Annotated in this window: 16 protein-coding genes; 3 read left to right on the forward strand and 13 right to left on the reverse strand. The window is 60.5% G+C overall.

Annotated features, from left to right (window positions below; all coding sequences use genetic code 11):
- Position 1: 1 nt before the first annotated feature.
- From flgK to flgB, 10 genes are all read right to left on the reverse strand, one after another.
- Positions 2-1,651 carry a flagellar hook-associated protein FlgK gene (flgK, locus tag ABLU86_RS18160; protein WP_015704937.1) on the reverse strand — a complete coding sequence of 550 codons (1,650 nt, stop codon included), beginning with the start codon at positions 1,649-1,651 and terminating at the stop codon, positions 2-4.
- 182 nt (positions 1,652-1,833) lie between these two features.
- Positions 1,834-2,778 (reverse strand): flagellar assembly peptidoglycan hydrolase FlgJ, encoded by a 945-nt coding sequence (gene flgJ, locus ABLU86_RS18165; protein WP_101739316.1) that lies wholly within the window; start codon positions 2,776-2,778, stop codon positions 1,834-1,836.
- Complete coding sequence (locus ABLU86_RS18170; protein WP_015367323.1) at positions 2,778-3,878, reverse strand: flagellar basal body P-ring protein FlgI; 1,101 nt, start codon at positions 3,876-3,878, stop codon at positions 2,778-2,780. Before ABLU86_RS18170 ends, flgJ begins: the two co-directional genes overlap by 1 nt.
- 39 nt (positions 3,879-3,917) lie before the next feature.
- Positions 3,918-4,619 carry a flagellar basal body L-ring protein FlgH gene (flgH, locus tag ABLU86_RS18175; protein ID WP_015367324.1) on the reverse strand — a complete coding sequence of 234 codons (702 nt, stop codon included), beginning with the start codon at positions 4,617-4,619 and terminating at the stop codon, positions 3,918-3,920.
- 82 nt (positions 4,620-4,701) lie between these two features.
- Positions 4,702-5,484 (reverse strand): flagellar basal-body rod protein FlgG, encoded by a 783-nt coding sequence (flgG, locus tag ABLU86_RS18180; protein WP_015367325.1) that lies wholly within the window; start codon positions 5,482-5,484, stop codon positions 4,702-4,704.
- Between the two features lie 34 nt (positions 5,485-5,518).
- Complete coding sequence (locus tag ABLU86_RS18185; RefSeq protein WP_348796262.1) at positions 5,519-6,274, reverse strand: flagellar basal body rod protein FlgF; 756 nt, start codon at positions 6,272-6,274, stop codon at positions 5,519-5,521.
- 12 nt (positions 6,275-6,286) lie between these two features.
- Positions 6,287-7,501, reverse strand: coding sequence for a flagellar hook protein FlgE (flgE, locus tag ABLU86_RS18190; protein ID WP_015367327.1), 1,215 nt, complete (start codon positions 7,499-7,501; stop codon positions 6,287-6,289).
- 44 nt (positions 7,502-7,545) lie between these two features.
- Positions 7,546-8,223 (reverse strand): flagellar hook assembly protein FlgD, encoded by a 678-nt coding sequence (gene flgD, locus ABLU86_RS18195; protein ID WP_015367328.1) that lies wholly within the window; start codon positions 8,221-8,223, stop codon positions 7,546-7,548.
- Between the two features lie 12 nt (positions 8,224-8,235).
- The gene (gene flgC, locus ABLU86_RS18200) at positions 8,236-8,640 is read right to left on the reverse strand and encodes a flagellar basal body rod protein FlgC (protein ID WP_015367329.1); all 405 of its coding nucleotides are present in this window, start codon (positions 8,638-8,640) and stop codon (positions 8,236-8,238) included.
- A 5-nt stretch (positions 8,641-8,645) separates the two neighbouring features.
- Positions 8,646-9,059: a flagellar basal body rod protein FlgB gene (gene flgB / locus ABLU86_RS18205; protein WP_015367330.1), complete on the reverse strand. Its 414-nt coding sequence runs from the start codon at positions 9,057-9,059 to the stop codon at positions 8,646-8,648.
- A 159-nt stretch (positions 9,060-9,218) separates the two neighbouring features.
- On the opposite strand from flgB, the gene flgA reads away from it, so the two are divergent.
- From flgA to flgN, 3 genes are all read left to right on the forward strand, one after another.
- Positions 9,219-9,869: a flagellar basal body P-ring formation chaperone FlgA gene (gene flgA, locus ABLU86_RS18210; RefSeq protein WP_015367331.1), complete on the forward strand. Its 651-nt coding sequence runs from the start codon at positions 9,219-9,221 to the stop codon at positions 9,867-9,869.
- A 63-nt stretch (positions 9,870-9,932) separates the two neighbouring features.
- Positions 9,933-10,256 (forward strand): flagellar biosynthesis anti-sigma factor FlgM, encoded by a 324-nt coding sequence (flgM, locus tag ABLU86_RS18215; RefSeq protein ID WP_015704933.1) that lies wholly within the window; start codon positions 9,933-9,935, stop codon positions 10,254-10,256.
- A 2-nt stretch (positions 10,257-10,258) separates the two neighbouring features.
- Entirely contained in the window at positions 10,259-10,693 is a 435-nt protein-coding gene (flgN, locus tag ABLU86_RS18220; RefSeq protein WP_015367333.1) for a flagellar export chaperone FlgN, read from the forward strand.
- Between the two features lie 542 nt (positions 10,694-11,235).
- Here flgN and ABLU86_RS18225 read toward each other — a convergent pair.
- From ABLU86_RS18225 to flhB, 3 genes are read right to left on the reverse strand one after another with little or no spacing between them, the layout of a single operon-like run.
- Positions 11,236-11,640, reverse strand: coding sequence for a flagellar protein FlhE (locus ABLU86_RS18225; protein ID WP_032707703.1), 405 nt, complete (start codon positions 11,638-11,640; stop codon positions 11,236-11,238).
- The gene (gene flhA, locus ABLU86_RS18230) at positions 11,640-13,718 is read right to left on the reverse strand and encodes a flagellar biosynthesis protein FlhA (protein WP_020079225.1); all 2,079 of its coding nucleotides are present in this window, start codon (positions 13,716-13,718) and stop codon (positions 11,640-11,642) included. Before flhA ends, ABLU86_RS18225 begins: the two co-directional genes overlap by 1 nt.
- Positions 13,711-14,862: a flagellar biosynthesis protein FlhB gene (flhB, locus tag ABLU86_RS18235; RefSeq protein ID WP_015367336.1), complete on the reverse strand. Its 1,152-nt coding sequence runs from the start codon at positions 14,860-14,862 to the stop codon at positions 13,711-13,713. The genes flhA and flhB overlap by 8 nt, the downstream gene beginning before the upstream one ends.

The raw sequence follows: 14,862 nt of genomic DNA on the forward strand, positions 1-14,862 counted from the left end.
ATCAACGAATATTCAGCAGCGCGTCGAACAGCGAGCTGGCGGTCTGGATCACCTGGGCGTTCGCCATGTAGTACTGCTGGAAACGCAGGAGCTCGCCATACTCTTCGTCGAGGTTTACCCCGGAGAGCGACTGCTGTTGACGGGCCAGTTGGGTGACGATACTGGACTGCGATTCGCTGCTCACCTTCGCGGCGGCGGTCTGGTTGCCCACGCCGCTGACGATCCCGGCGTAGGCGCCGCTGAGCGTCGCTTTGCCATCCACCAGGTTTTTGGTCTGCAGATCGAGCAGTTTTTTAGCGTTATCGTTATCGCCGCGGCCGCTGTCATCTTTACCGGCGGCGGCGATTTTCGCTGAATCGGTAATCGCCACTTTCAGGTTGCCCGCCACGTCGCTGACCGGCTTCACCGTAAAGCTATCTTTCTGCTGCGGGTTGCCATCAATACTGACTTCGAGACCATCAAAACTCAGCGTCGGGTTACCGTCTGCATCTTTACCGGCGGTGGCGTTGACTTTGACGTTGTCCGGCAGACGGCTGACCTGCCAGTTGGCGCCGTCATACTCTACGCGGTAATCGTTGGCTTTTACCTTGCTGGTATCGGTATACGACACCGACAGCGAGGCATCGCCGGTATTGCGCGTGTTATCAACCACCCGCGCGCCGCTGAAGCTGAAGAAATCGCCCCCCTGCTCACCGTTGAGATCGAAGCCCTCGCGGTGTTGCTGGTTAAAGCTATCGGCCATCGCCAGCGCCAGTTGGCCGAGCTGATTGCGCACGCCGTCCAGCGTCTCGCTGCGAAAACGCAGCACGCCGCTCAGGCTGCCGCTGGTGATCTGCCCTTCCGGCACTTCGCTGGCGCCGCTGCCGCGGTTATAGCCGAGAGTCAGGCGCGAAGGGTCGCTGCTGGAAGGGATCGCTTCCACCTGATAGCTGTTGTTGCCCTGCACCAGGGTCAGGCCGTTGGCGAAGGAGACGGTATAGGCGTCGCCGTCCTGCTGGGTTACCTGAACGCCCACCAGTTGGTTGAGTTCGCTGACCAGCTGATCGCGCTGATCGAGCAGCGCGTTCGGTTCGCCGCTGGCGCTGCCGCGCAGACGGGTAATCTCATCGTTAAGACGGGCAATCTGCTGGCTATAGCTGTTAATCTGCTGGGCAGTGTCATTAATCTGCTGATTAACGCCGCTATCCATGTCGCGCAGATATTTATCGGTATTATTAAACTGGTTGACCAGGCCGTTAGCCTTGCCCAGCACCGTCTGGCGCGCCGCGTCGTCGCCGGCGTTGCTCACCAGGTTCTGCAAATTGGTGAAAAAATCCTGCAGGCTGCCCGACAGGGTATTAGTTTTGCTGGCCAGCAGATTATCGATCTGCGAAATCTTTTCGTAGTAGGCGTTCTGCGAACCGGCCGCGCTCTGCGCGCCGCGCAGCTGGTTGGTGATGAACTGGTTATATTCGCGGTTCACGCTGGTCACGGTCACGCCGTTACCGATAAAACCGTTCATAGTGGCCAGGCCGCCGTTTTGGGCCAGAATCGCCGTCTGCCGGTTATAACCCGCTACGTTGTAGTTAGAGATATTGTTGCTGACGGTACTGAGCGCCACCTGCGCCGCATTCAGTCCGCTCATCGCCGTATTGATTAAGCTATTGGACATCAGGGTTCCTTATGCTGCCAAGTCAATTCGCTCAGCTTGCCCTTGTTATCGGCCGGAGAAGTAAAAACTTGAGTAAATCTGCCTGCAAAATTCCGCAGCCGCTTTTATGCCGGATGGCGCTACGCTTATCCGGCCTACGCGCTGTGCGATTTGGTAGCCCGGAGAAGGCGCGACCTCCGAACCTAGAACAGATCGTTAATATCCGCGGCATAGGCTTTCACCGCCTGCGCCCCGGCGTGCTTCATCTGCTGAATCACGCTGACCAGCTTGCTGGCGTACTGCGGGTCGGTGGCGTAACCTGCGCGCTGCAGCTCGTGCGCCGCCTGCTCCGGAGTGGAGGCTTCGGCAACCGAGGCATAGCGCGGGTTGTTGGTCAGCAGCTTGACGTAATCAGCAATCGCCGAGAAGTAGGAATCGTAGACGCGGAATTTGGCCTTCACCTTCTTCGCCACCCCCTGTTCAAATTCAGTGGTGGTGATCTCGGTAACCGGCCCCTTCCAGTTGCCCCCGGCTTTAATACCAAACAGGTTGTAGCTCGGCGAGCCGTCGGCGGTCGGGATTTCGCGCTGCCCCCAGCCGGATTCCAGCGCCGCCTGGGCGACAATCAGCTGATGCGGGATCCCGCTCTGCTCGCTGGCGGCGCGCGCCGGCATTGACAGACGGGCAACGAAATTGCCGTTGTTGAGCGATAGCGGCGCGGCGGCCGGCGGCGCTTTCGGCACCGCCCGGCGGATCATCTGCTCCAGCGCCTGATTCGGCAGCGTCTGCAGCACCTCATTATCCAGCGCTATCGGCGCGGTGCCCGCCGTTTCGCTGGGGACCGCGTTGGCGTTGGTCATCTGCTTGACCATCATGTCGGCCAGCCCTAATCCCTTTTGCGACATCTGCTGAGCAATCTGCTGATCGTACATCGAGGTGTAGAGCCGGGTCTGGTCGCTGCTGAGTACGCCATCCTGCGGTAGCGCGGCGCGCATGCTCTTTAGCATCATCTGTACAAACATGCCTTCGACCTGCTGCGCCACCTGCTTGAGGTTGCCCTGCGGATCGGCGGCGGCATCGCGCTTCAGGCCGTTCAGCGCCTGGGCGTCATAGGCGGCGCCCGACATCGCCATAACATCGCTGGCCATTAGATAATTTCCAGTTTGGCGCGCAGGCAGCCGGCGCTTTGCATGGCTTGCAGAATCGACATCAGGTCGATTGGCGTCGCTCCCAGCGCGTTCAGCGCGCGCACCACATTGTTGAGGTTGGCGCTGGCGTTGATTTTCTGCAGTGAACCGCCCTGCTGCTGCATTGAAATCTGGGTATTCGGCGTCACCACCGTCTGACCGCCGCCAAACGGCGTCGTCGGCTGGCTGACGCTGGTTTGTCTGTCGACCACCACCGACAGGTTGCCCTGAGCCACCGCGCAGGAATCAAGGATCACCTCGCGATTCATCACCACCGAACCGGTACGCGAGTTGATGATCACTTTGGCGTCCATGGCGCCAACGTTAACGTTGATATTCTGGATCTCGGCAAGGAAACGCACCTGCGAGCTATTGCCCTGCGGCACCAGTACCTGAATGGTGCGCGCATCGAGCGGCGATGCGGTGCCGCCGCCGCGCTGGCGGTTAATCGCATCGCTAATCTGCTGCGCGAGGGTGAAATCTTCATCATTGAGCTGCAGGTTGAGCACCCCGCCGCTGCCGAACGTGGTCGGCAGTTCGCGCTCGATGGTGGCGCCGTTGCTGATGCGTCCGCCGGCCAACTGATTGACCTGTACGCTGCTGCCGCCCGCCGCCGCGCCGGCGCCGCCCACCAGCACGTTGCCCTGCGCCAGCGCATAAACCTGGTTATCCACCCCTTTGAGCGGTGTCATCAGCAAGGTCCCGCCGCGCAGGCTTTTGGCGTTGCCCATTGATGAGACCACCACATCGATATTCTGCCCCGCGCGCGCGAAAGGCGGCAGCTTCGCCGTGACCATCACCGCGGCGACGTTCTTAAGCTGCATGTTGGTGCCCGGCGGCACGGTAATGCCGAGCTGCGATAGCATGTTGCTCAGGCTTTGGGTGGTAAACGGCGTTTGCATGGTCTGGTCGCCGGAGCCGTCGAGCCCCACCACCAGGCCGTAGCCGATTAAGGCGTTATCTCGCACGCCCTGTACCGTCACCAGATCGCGAATACGCTCCGCCGTCGCCGGTAAGCTGGCCGCGCCGATTAATAGCGCAATGATGAGTTTTTTAACCATGTGAATCTCTTTTCAGTAACAGCGCAAATGGCCCGCTCATTAGTACGGGGAGACGTTGAGGAAGAACCGCTGCAGCCAGCCCATCGTCTGCGCTTCATTGATGTAGCCGTTGCCGACATACTCGATGCGCGCGTCCGCCACCTGCGTTGAGGTAACCGAGTTGCTACCGCTGATGGTGCGCGGGTTAACTACCCCGGAGAAGCGGATGAACTCGGTGCCCTGGTTAATGGCGATCTGTTTTTCCCCCACCACGTGCAGGTTGCCGTTGCTCAACACCTGATTAACGGTGACGGTAATGGTGCCGTTGAAGGTGTTATTGGCGTTCGCCCCGCCTTTACCGCCGAAACTGTTATCGCCGGAAATATCCATATCGGCGCGGGCGTTGCCCAGCAGGCCGTCTAAGTAGCGCGGCGCGGTGGCGACGCCAAACTTGCTGGAACCGTTACGGCTGGCATTGGCGGAAGAACTCTTGCTGGCGCTGACGTTTTCCTGCAGCACAATAGTCAACGTGTCGCCAACATTGCGCGGGCGGCGGTCTTCAAACAGCGGCTGATAGCCGTAGTTCATCGGCTGCGCGGCCTGAAAAATTGAGCCGTTCGGTACCGGCGCGGTCGGCGGCGCGGGCTGCGCCGAGGTCGAGCCATCGACCAACGGTTTATGCGGAATGTACGCGCAGCCGCTCAGCGTCAGCATCACCATGCCCGCCAGCAAGCGTTGTCCCTGGCGCGGCAGGGTGGCCATCGAATGTGTGGTTACCACGGGGTATCGCCTTTGTTACACCAAAAAAGCGACGGGCGCGGCAGGCGACGCCCGTCATCAAACATTACAGCTGGGTCAGTTTCTGCAGCATCTGATCCGACGTCGAAACCGCTTTGCTGTTGATCTCATAGGCGCGCTGGGTCTGGATCATATTAACGAGCTCTTCCGCCACGTTGACGTTAGAGGTCTCGACATAACCCTGGTAGAGCATACCGGCGCCGTTCAGGCCCGGCGTGCTCTCATTCGGCGCGCCGGAGCTTTCAGTTTCCTGGTACAGGTTCTCACCCACGCTTTCGAGGCCGCTGTCGTTAATAAAGGTGGTTAACGTCAGTTGCCCGACCTGCTGGGCGGCGGTCTGACCCTGCTGGGTGACGCTCACGATGCCATCGCGGGCGATGGTAATGGTCAACGCGTTGGCCGGAATAGTGATTGCCGGCTGCACCTGGAAGCCGCTGGCGGTCACCAGTTGGCCGTTCTGATCGATCTGGAACGAGCCGTCGCGGGTGTAAGCCTGGCTGCCGTCCGGCAGCAGCACCTGGAAGAAGCCCTGGCCTTTAATCGCCACGTCTTTGCTGTTGTTGGTCTGCGACAGGTTGCCCTGGCTATGCAGACGCTCGGTGGCGACCGGGCGCACGCCGGTACCGATCTGCAGGCCGGAAGGCAGCGTGGTCTGCTCGGAGGACTGCGCCCCCGGCTGGCGCATGGTCTGATACAGCAGATCTTCAAACACCGCGCGCTGGCGTTTAAAACCGTTGGTGCTGACGTTCGCCAGGTTGTTGGCGATCACGTCCATATTGGTCTGCTGCGCATCAAGACCGGTTTTCGCAATCCATAAAGAGGGAATCATTGGTTATTTCCTTTGGCCACGGGCCGACTGGCTATCAGCTGACTGACAGCAGAGAGTTCGCCCGCTGTTCGTTCTCATCCACGCTGTGGATGACCTTCATTTGCATTTCAAAGCGACGGGCGTTGGCAATCATATCGACCATGGTTTCCATCGGCTTGACGTTACTGCCCTCCAGCACGCCCGGCATGACCCGCACCTGCGGGTCGTTGGCCAACAGATTGCCGCGGCGCTGCTGGGTTTCCGGGGTCAGGCGGAACAGGCCGTCATCGCCGCGCATCACTTCGCGCGCATCGGCTTTCACCAGCTTCAGGCGGCCAATCTGCGCGATGGTGTTCGGTGGGTCACCGGGGTTCAGCGCCGAAATGGTGCCGTCGGCCGCGATAGTGATTTCCGCCGATGGCGGTACCTCAATCGGCCCGCCGTCGCCCTGCAGCGGCATTCCCTGCACCGTCAACTGACCGTTAGCCGAAACCTGAATGCTGCCGTTGCGGGTATAGGCTTCGCCGCCGCCCGGCAGGCTGAGCGCCAGAAAACCGTCCTGCTGCAGCGCCACGTCCAGCGGGCGCCCGGTGTAGTTCAGCGCCCCCTGGCTCATATCGGCGCCCGGCGTCGAGGCCGCCACCAGCGTGCGGGTGTCGAGGCTCGGCCCGTCAACCGGCACCGCGCGCAGCGCGGCGAGCTGGGCGCGAAAGCCCGGCGTCGAGGCGTTGGCGAGATTGTTGGCGGTAATCGACTGTTGCTCCAGCGTCTGGCGCGCGGCGCCCATCGCGGTATAAATCGCGTGATCCATAACTCAGTTCCGTTAGCGCAGGCTGACCAGCGTCTGCAGGATCGAATCCTGCGTCTTGATGGTCTGGGCGTTGGACTGATAGTTACGCTGGGCGACAATCATGTTCACCAGCTCCTGGCTCAGGTCGACGTTGGAAGACTCCAGCGCGCCGCTGGTCAGCTTGCCAAAACCGCCGCCGCCGGAGAGTCCCACCCGTGGCTGGCCCGAGGCGCCGGTCTCCTGCCAGACGTTATCGCCCTGTGACGCCAGCCCTTCCGGGTTGGAGAAGTTGGCCATCACAATCTGCCCCAGGACCTGGGTCTGCTGGTTGGAGTAGATACCAACGACGGTACCGTCATCGTTAATCTGGAAGTTGGTGTATTCACCGGCGGCATAACCATCCTGCGCCACTTTACTCACCGAATCGCTACCGACGTTCTGCTGCATACTACCGGCGAAGCTGAGCGTGAAGTTCTGCGCCGGGGCGCCGTCTTTCGCGCTCATTGGAATGGTCATACTGAACTCGCCCGCCTGGCCGTTAACGCTGACCAGGTTGCCGCTGGTATTGAACTCCATGGTGCCAGCGCTGACCGCAGCCGCGCTGCCGTCCTGGGTATAGACCTGCCATTTGTTATCGTCGGTTTTCACGAAATAGGCGTTGATGTTGTGGGCGTTACCCAGCGAATCGTAGGCGGTGATGGTGTTGACGTAGTTATAGCTGTCCTGCTTCGCCGGGTCGAAGGTCTTGTTCTCCGGCACTTTATGCGTCGACTTCAGATTGGCGACCATTTCGCCGGAAGTCGACGCTTTGGCGTTCATCATCCCTTCCGGAATGCTCAGCGGTACCGGGTTGGCGCCCTGTTGAATGGTCGGCGGCGTGCCGGCGGCCGGATAGCCGGTCAGCTGCAGCCCCTGCATATTGGTCAGATTGCGGTTTTCGTCCAGCTTAAACTGGCCGTTGCGGGTATAGAAAATGCCGCCGTCTTTATCCTGCATGCGGAAGAAGCCGTTGCCGTTAATCGCCACATCCAGCGCGCGGCTGGTGCCGGTAGTGGTGCCGCCTTTAAAGTTCTGGGTGATCCCGGAAACTTTAACCCCCAGCCCGACCTGCGAACCGGCGAACATATCGGCGAACGACACGCTGCCGGATTTAAAACCCGCGGTCGCGGAGTTAGCGATATTGTTGCCAATCACGTCGAGATTGGTGGCCGCCGCATTTAAGCCGCTGACTGCCTGAGAAAAGGCCATGTTACTCTCCAAATATTGAGGATATCGATAAAATCAGGTGCGAATTACAGGATCTGCCGCACTTCTTCGAGACTGGCGTTACCGGCAAGGCCGAGATCCAGCTTCGCGCCGTTGCTGTCGTTAATCACGCCGTTAACCATGCCGAAGTGCAGGCTACGCGCCACCAGCTGCTCGCCGTTGCCCTTGGCGTTAATCGCCACTTTATAGGCGCCGTCCGGCGCGGCGGTACCATCATCCAGCGAGCCGTCCCAGGTGAAGGCGTGCACCCCGGCGGTGAGGCCGCCAATCTCAATGGTCCGCACCACCTGGCCGTTGGCGTTGGTGATGGTTGCCGTCACCTGGTCGGCGGCGCGCTCCAGTTCGACGCCAAACGGCGTGGTGCTGACCTGGCCTTCTTTGCTGCCGACCAGAATGTTATTACCCGGTACCATCACGCCGTGGCCGATCAGCGCGCTGGCCTGCAGCGACTGGTTGCTGTTGATCTGCCCGGAGATCGCGCCAAGGGTGGTGTTGAGTTTTTCGATGCCTTGTACGGTATTAATCTGCGCCAGCTGCGAGGTCAGCTCGTTGTTTTGCATCGGGTTGGTCGGGTCCTGATTTTTCAACTGCGCCACCAGCAACGTCAGGAAGCTGTTATGCAGATCCTGGCTGGTGCTGCTTTTGCTGGCGGAATCAAGAACCGCGTTATTGGTCGATTCATTGGTGGTTGCGGCGATAGCCATCGGGAGCTCCGGTTACTGACCCAACGTCAGGGTTTTCATCATCATCGACTTAGTGGTGTTGAGCACTTCGACGTTGGCCTGATAGCTGCGGGAGGCGGAGATGGTGTTCACCATTTCGCTCACCACATCGACGTTCGGCATCCGCACATAACCCTTAGCATCGGCCAACGGGTTGCCCGGTTGATAAACCATCCGCGCGGGCGCCGGGTCATCGACCACCTGCGAGACGCGCACGCCGCCGGTCTGCTGCCCTGGCGCCGCGGCCACTTCGAACACCACCTGCTTCGCGCGATAGGGTTCGCCATCCGGGCCGGTGACGCTATCGGCGTTGGCCATATTGCTGGCGCTGACATTCATCCGCTGTGACTGGGCCGAGAGCGCCGAGCCGGAGATATCAAAAATATTGAGTAAAGACATTGGCCTTATCCTTGTTGCAGCACCGACATCATCCCTTTGATCTGACCGTTGAGCAGCGTCAGGTCGGTCTGATATTTCAGGCTGTTGTCAGCGAAGTTGGTGCGTTCACGATCCATGTCCACCGTGTTGCCGTCCATCGACGGCTGGTCCGGCACCCGGAACAGCAGATCCAGCTCCGGCGGCTGCATGGTCTGCGCCGGAATATGACGCGCCGCCGTCAGGTTCAGCGCCATGCCGTTGCCGTTTACCCGCCCCTGTTGCAGGACTTTATTCAGTTGGCTGGCGAAATCGATATCCCGCGCCTGATAGCCCGGCGTGTCTGCGTTGGCGATATTGGCGGCCAGTATTTCCTGGCGCTGGGCGCGCAGGTTCAGCGCCTCCTGGCCAAAACGCAGAGCAGCGTCCAGTTTGTCGAGCATGCTCCCTCCGCAAGGTTAGAATTTGGAGCCGACAGCATAAACGCCCCCTGCGCCAACCTATCGCGGGAATAGGGGCAAAATGGGCCGCTATTTATCTGTTTAGTCCCTCGGGGCAGCCGTTACACTTAACCCCTTTCCGGGTGGCGTGAGGGGAACGCGATGAAAAGTAAAATCCTGCTGGTCGGCCTGCTGTGCAGCCTGAGCGCCCGCGCCGACACGCTGGCGACGCAAATCGAAAGCTTCATTAAAAGCAAATTCAACGATAATGCCGTGCAGGTGAAAGTGCTGGTGCGCACGCCGCCCGCTCAGTGGCCGCCGTGTGAATTACCGCAGCTGTCGCTGCCGCCCAATGCGCGAATCGGCGGCAATATCAGCGTCTCCGCCCGCTGCGGGCAGGAGCGGCGGTTTATTCAGACCCAAGTGCAGGTATTTGGCCGTTATCTGGCGGCGGCGCGCGGTATTAGCGGCGGAACGCCGCTGACCCCGGCGGATGTGGTGCTAAAATCAGGCAGGCTCGATACCCTGCCGCCGCGTACGCTGACCGACAGCAAAAAAGCGCTGGGCGCGGTGACGCTGCGGAATATCAGCCCAGGCCAACCGCTGACGCTCTCTATGTTGCGTCGCGCGTGGGTGATCAAAGCCGGTCAGCCAGTGCAGGTCATGGCCGAGGGGGACGGCTTTAGCATCAGCGGTGCCGGTAAGGCGATGAATAACGCGGCAGCCGAAGATAGCGTGCGCGTGCGCATGGTTTCCGGCAAAATCGTCAGCGGTATCGCCGGGGAGGATGGATCCATCCGTATTACGTTATAAAAAAGTAAAGGTTTGCCAGCCCCTGCCGATAACCCCATTAGAAACCCATTTTGGAGATGGACCATGAGTATCGATCGCACCCAGCGGTTACAGCCGGTTTCCACGGTGCAGCCGCGTGAAACCCCGGCCGACAACCCGCTTCAGCCGCGCAAGGCCACCGCGGCGGAAACCGCCGTTAGCGCCACCAAAGTGAAACTGAGCGATGCGCAGGCGCGGCTGATGCAGCCGGGCACCCAGGATATTGATATGAACCGGGTCGAGGCTATCAAACAGGCGATTCGTAGCGGCGAGCTGAAAATGGACGCGGGCAAAATCGCCGATGCCCTGCTGCAGGATGCGCACAACGATATCCAGCGCCTTGCCGGTAGCAAAACAGATAAGGCCTGATGATGGACAGATTACGCACTCTGCTGGATAAACTGGCGGAAACCCTGCGGGCGCTGGATGACGTGCTGGCGCAAGAGCAACAATTGCTGTGTGCGGATGAACTGCCCGGCGTGGCGCTACAGCGCGTCACCGATAGCAAGAGTCAACTGCTGGCGACGGTGGCCTGGCTTGAACAACAGCGCCCGGCGCTGGAAGCCAACCTTGCGCTACGCGCGCCTTACCAGGGCCATGAAAGCTTCAGCGAACGCTGGCGGCAGATCCAGCAGTTAAGCCAGAGCCTGCGTGAAAAGAATCAGCATAACGGCCTGTTGCTCAATCAACAGATCGCCCATAACCAGCAGGCGCTGGCAATTCTTAGCAAGAATAATAAATCGCTGTACGGGCCGGACGGTCAGTCGCGCGCCGCCAGTCTGCTGGGCCGTAAAATCGGCGTCTGACACCCTTTCTCTGTATTTCCCCCATGGCGACGGTTATCCGTAGCGCCGTTTTTTGTCAGGTGGCGCTACGCTTACCTGACCTACGCCGGCATGTGATCTGTAGGCCCGCGCAAGCGCAGCGCCGCCGGGCAATAACCGCGGGTAACGAGCCATTTTCGCGCCGGATGGCGGCTGCGCCTTATCCGGCCTACGGTCCGTGCTATTGTGAGCTTAAGATCTCTATCTTGTCCCCATGGCTACTGAAACTGCCGGTGTTGGTGGCCTCAAAATCGCTGAGACGTTCCCGGAAGGCCGGGGCAGCCCGCATGGATGCGGGCTGAGGGCCGTGTTTTGCACGGACGCTGCCTCGGCCCGACCCGAAGCCTGCCGGGATAAGTCGAAGGTACCACGAAGTGGCGATTTTGGCGGCCAGAGCCCGGGGGTACAGGGGGCGGCGGCGATTGGCCGCCCCCTGTGCGCTCCCTGCGCCAGGAGAGACATAACGCGGAAGACATTTCGGGAGCGCAATGTGCTCTGTATTAATACAAAACTTTCCCCCGCGACTACTGATAATTAACGATAACCTGATTGGCAATCGCCCGCAGCGGCGGGTTTAACGGCCCGCGGGTCTGTACGGAGTAGACAAAACGCAGCGGCCCATCTGCCGCCTCGCCTGCCAACGCGTGGCTGGTGCCGCTGGCGCTGGTCAGCGGAATACAGCGATTCAGGCTACATAAATGTACCTGCAGCCCCGCCGGCTCCGCTGACAGCAGACGATAGCGCCAGCTAACGGTCTCGATGCGCGCATTGCCGCCAGGCAGCGTATTGGGCGGCAGCAGCGCGGCGGAAGAATCACTCATCCCGCCCTGTTCAAGGGTGACGCCGGGCCCTTCGGCAATCCATGAGCCCGATGCCGCGCCGGCGGTAACCGGCAATAAAAGGCAAAATAAAGGAAGATAGCGCGTCATCAGGCCGCTCCAATGGTTGAGGTCATACGAATCTGGCGATCGTCGTTGATCTCCAGGTTGGAAAGCACCGCCATCTGCGGCAGGCTACGGCGCAGGAAGCGCGCCAGCAGCGGGCGCAGCGCGTGGTTAACCAACAGCACCGGCGGCGCGCTGAGCATCTCCTGGCGCTGCAGCGCCTGCCGCGCCTGCTCCAGCAGGCGGTCGGCAAGCCCCGGTTCGAGACCGCCGCCGCCCTGCAGCGCCTGCAGCAGCAGTCGTTCCAGTTGGGTATCCAGGCCGATAACCTGAATTTCACCATTGCCAGGGAACCACTGCTGGGCAATCGCCCGCCCCAGCGCCACGCGCACGACGGTGGTCAGCTCGTAAGGATCGCTTTGCGTCGGCGCATGTTCCGCCAGCGTCTCGATAATGGTACGCATATCGCGGATCGATACCCGCTCGGCCAGCAGATTCTGCAACACCTTATGCAGCGTGGTCAGCGATACCACGCCCGGTACGAAATCTTCGGTCAGCTTCGGCATCTCCTGCGACACACGGTCGAGTAGCTGCTGCGTCTCCTGGCGGCCAAACAGTTCGCTGGCGAACTGGCCGATGAGGTGGTTGAGATGGGTCGCCACCACCGTACTGGCCTCCACCACCGTATAGCCCTGAATTTGCGCCTGCTCGCGCAACGCGCTATCAATCCACACCGCCTCCAGACCGAAGGCCGGATCGATAGTTTTATCCCCCGCCAGCTCGCCGATAGCGTTGCCGGGGTTGATCGCCAGCCAGCGCCCAGGCTGCGCTTCGCCGCTGCCGATTTCCACGCCTTTCATCAGAATGCGGTAGCGGGCGGGCGCCAGTTCGAGGTTATCGCGGATATGCACCACCGGCGGCAGATAGCCCATCTCCTGGGCGAATTTCTTGCGGATACCGCGGATACGCCCCAACAGCTCGCCATTTTGCTGAAAATCGACCATCGGAATCAGCCGGTAACCCACTTCCATGCCCAGCGGATCTTCCAACTGTACGTCCGCCCAGCTGGCTTCCGCGGCCTGGGTATTCTCCTGCACGATGGGTTCGTCGGCGGCTTTCGGCGCCTGTTTTTCGCGCCCGCGCAGCCACCAGGCCAGCCCGAGCAACGCGGCGGTAAACAGCAGGAAAACCAGGTTCGGCATCCCCGGCACCAGCCCCAGCAGCCCAAGTACCGCGGCACACAGCAGCATGACCTTTGGGTTATTGAATAGCTGGCCGACCATCTGTTCGCCGACATCCTGATCGGTCGCCACCCGGGTCACGATGACCCCGGCGGCGGTAGAGATCACCAGCGCCGGGATTTGCGCCACCAGCCCGTCGCCGATGGTCAACAAGGTGTAGCTTTCCGCCGCCGCCCCCAGCTCCATACCATGCTGCACCACGCCGACCAGCAGTCCGCCGACCACGTTAATCACCATAATCATTAGCCCGGCGATGGCATCGCCGCGAACAAACTTGCTGGCGCCGTCCATCGAGCCGTAGAAATCGGCTTCCTGCGTGACTTCCGCGCGGCGTTTTTTCGCCTCTTCTTCACCGATAAGCCCGGCGTTCATGTCGGCATCGATCGCCATTTGCTTACCCGGCATGCCGTCGAGTACGAAACGCGCCCCCACTTCGGCGATACGCCCGGCGCCTTTGGTGATAACCATGAAGTTGATCAGCACGAGGATGATAAACACCACGATACCAATGGCGAAATTACCGCCGACCAGGAAGTGACCAAAGGCCTCCACGACCCGCCCCGCGGCGGCGGCCCCGGTGTGCCCTTCCATCAAAATGATGCGCGTCGAGGCGACGTTGAGCGACAGGCGCAGCAGCGTCGAGAACAGCAGAATGGTCGGAAACGCGGCGAAGTCCAGCGTGCGCTGGGTAAACATCGCCACCAGCAGCACCATGATCGACAACGCGATGTTGAAGGTGAAAAGCAGGTCGAGGATAAACGCCGGCAGCGGCAGCACCATCATCGACAAAATCAGCAGGATCAGGATCGGGCCGGCCAGAACCTGCCATTGCGTATCTTTAACATTCCCCGGCAAACGCAGCAGGGAGGCCAAATTAGCCATCAGAGTCACTCTCTTTTGCAAAATCCAGTGCTTCCGGCACCGGTAAACGTTGAGGTTTTTTCGGGATCAGGCCGCCCTCGCGCCGCCAGCGGCGCAGCTGATAAACCCAGGCCAGCACTTCGGCGACCGCGGCATAGAGGGTGGCGGGAATATGCTGGCCAATCTCGCTATGGCGATAGAGCGCGCGGGCCAGCGGCGGCGCTTCGAGCATCGGAATACGGTGTTGCGCTCCCAGTTCACGAATGCGCAGCGCAATCTCCCCCGCCCCTTTAGCCAGCACCTTCGGCGCGCTCATTTTTTTATCGTTGTACTGTAGGGCGACGGCATAGTGGGTGGGGTTAGTGACTATCACGTCCGCTTTCGGCACATCGGCCATCATCCGCCGCTGGGCAATCGCCCGCTGCTGTTGACGGATCCGCCCTTTAACATGCGGGTCGCCTTCCTGATCTTTGAATTCGTCGCGGATATCCTGTTTGGTCATCTTCAGCTTTTTGAAGTGGCTCCACAGCTGATAAAAAACGTCAAACGCCACCATCGGCGTCAATCCGAGCACCACCAGAAATCCGCAATAGAGGATCATCTGCAGCGCATTGGCCAACGCGTCGAGCGGCTGTTGGGTCATCAAATGCAGCATCGCCGCCCAGTTGTGCCACAGGTACAGCCCGGTTACCCAACCGACCAGCGTGGCTTTGAGGATCCCTTTTAACAGCTCCGCCAGTACCTGAGTGGAGAACATGCGTTTCAGACCGGAAAGCGGATTCAGCCGTTTAAGATCGAATTTGAGCGACTTGGTGCTGAATAAAATGCCGCCAAGCAGCATCGGCGCGGCCAGCGCCACCAGCACCAGCCCGGCCATTACCGGCAGCAATGCCAGCACCGCCTGACGCAGCAGCATTCCCAGCTGGCGCAGCATTTGTTTGTCATTGCTGACCATCCCGTGGTCAAAGTGCAGGCCCTGCGTCAGCATCTCCGCCAGTTGGCGAGTGATATTGCTGCCGGACATCAGGATAATGGCGAGCCCGGCCACCAGCATCAGCACCGAGGTCAGCTCGCGCGAGCGTGGGATCTGGCCCTCTTCACGCGCCTTCTCCAACCGGTGGGCGGTGGGGGCCTCGCTTTTTTCCAGATCGCTGTCTTCCGCCAA

Origin of the sequence: Klebsiella sp. JN_Kp121 (assembly GCF_040062145.1) — a bacterium.
Lineage (GTDB): Bacteria > Pseudomonadota > Gammaproteobacteria > Enterobacterales > Enterobacteriaceae > Klebsiella > Klebsiella aerogenes.

What these genes read in the sequence shown, in the direction of transcription:
- flgK (WP_015704937.1), bottom strand. Translation starts at nt 1,651, where the DNA reads ATGTCCAATAGCTTAATCAATACGGCGATGAGCGGACTGAATGCGGCG.
- flgJ (WP_101739316.1), bottom strand. Translation starts at nt 2,778, where the DNA reads ATGGCCAGCGATGTTATGGCGATGTCGGGCGCCGCCTATGACGCCCAG.
- ABLU86_RS18170 (WP_015367323.1), bottom strand. Translation starts at nt 3,878, where the DNA reads ATGGTTAAAAAACTCATCATTGCGCTATTAATCGGCGCGGCCAGCTTA.
- flgH (WP_015367324.1), bottom strand. Translation starts at nt 4,619, where the DNA reads ATGGCCACCCTGCCGCGCCAGGGACAACGCTTGCTGGCGGGCATGGTG.
- flgG (WP_015367325.1), bottom strand. Translation starts at nt 5,484, where the DNA reads ATGATTCCCTCTTTATGGATTGCGAAAACCGGTCTTGATGCGCAGCAG.
- ABLU86_RS18185 (WP_348796262.1), bottom strand. Translation starts at nt 6,274, where the DNA reads ATGGATCACGCGATTTATACCGCGATGGGCGCCGCGCGCCAGACGCTG.
- flgE (WP_015367327.1), bottom strand. Translation starts at nt 7,501, where the DNA reads ATGGCCTTTTCTCAGGCAGTCAGCGGCTTAAATGCGGCGGCCACCAAT.
- flgD (WP_015367328.1), bottom strand. Translation starts at nt 8,223, where the DNA reads ATGGCTATCGCCGCAACCACCAATGAATCGACCAATAACGCGGTTCTT.
- flgC (WP_015367329.1), bottom strand. Translation starts at nt 8,640, where the DNA reads ATGTCTTTACTCAATATTTTTGATATCTCCGGCTCGGCGCTCTCGGCC.
- flgB (WP_015367330.1), bottom strand. Translation starts at nt 9,059, where the DNA reads ATGCTCGACAAACTGGACGCTGCTCTGCGTTTTGGCCAGGAGGCGCTG.
- flgA (WP_015367331.1), top strand. Translation starts at nt 9,219, where the DNA reads ATGAAAAGTAAAATCCTGCTGGTCGGCCTGCTGTGCAGCCTGAGCGCC.
- flgM (WP_015704933.1), top strand. Translation starts at nt 9,933, where the DNA reads ATGAGTATCGATCGCACCCAGCGGTTACAGCCGGTTTCCACGGTGCAG.
- flgN (WP_015367333.1), top strand. Translation starts at nt 10,259, where the DNA reads ATGGACAGATTACGCACTCTGCTGGATAAACTGGCGGAAACCCTGCGG.
- ABLU86_RS18225 (WP_032707703.1), bottom strand. Translation starts at nt 11,640, where the DNA reads ATGACGCGCTATCTTCCTTTATTTTGCCTTTTATTGCCGGTTACCGCC.
- flhA (WP_020079225.1), bottom strand. Translation starts at nt 13,718, where the DNA reads ATGGCTAATTTGGCCTCCCTGCTGCGTTTGCCGGGGAATGTTAAAGAT.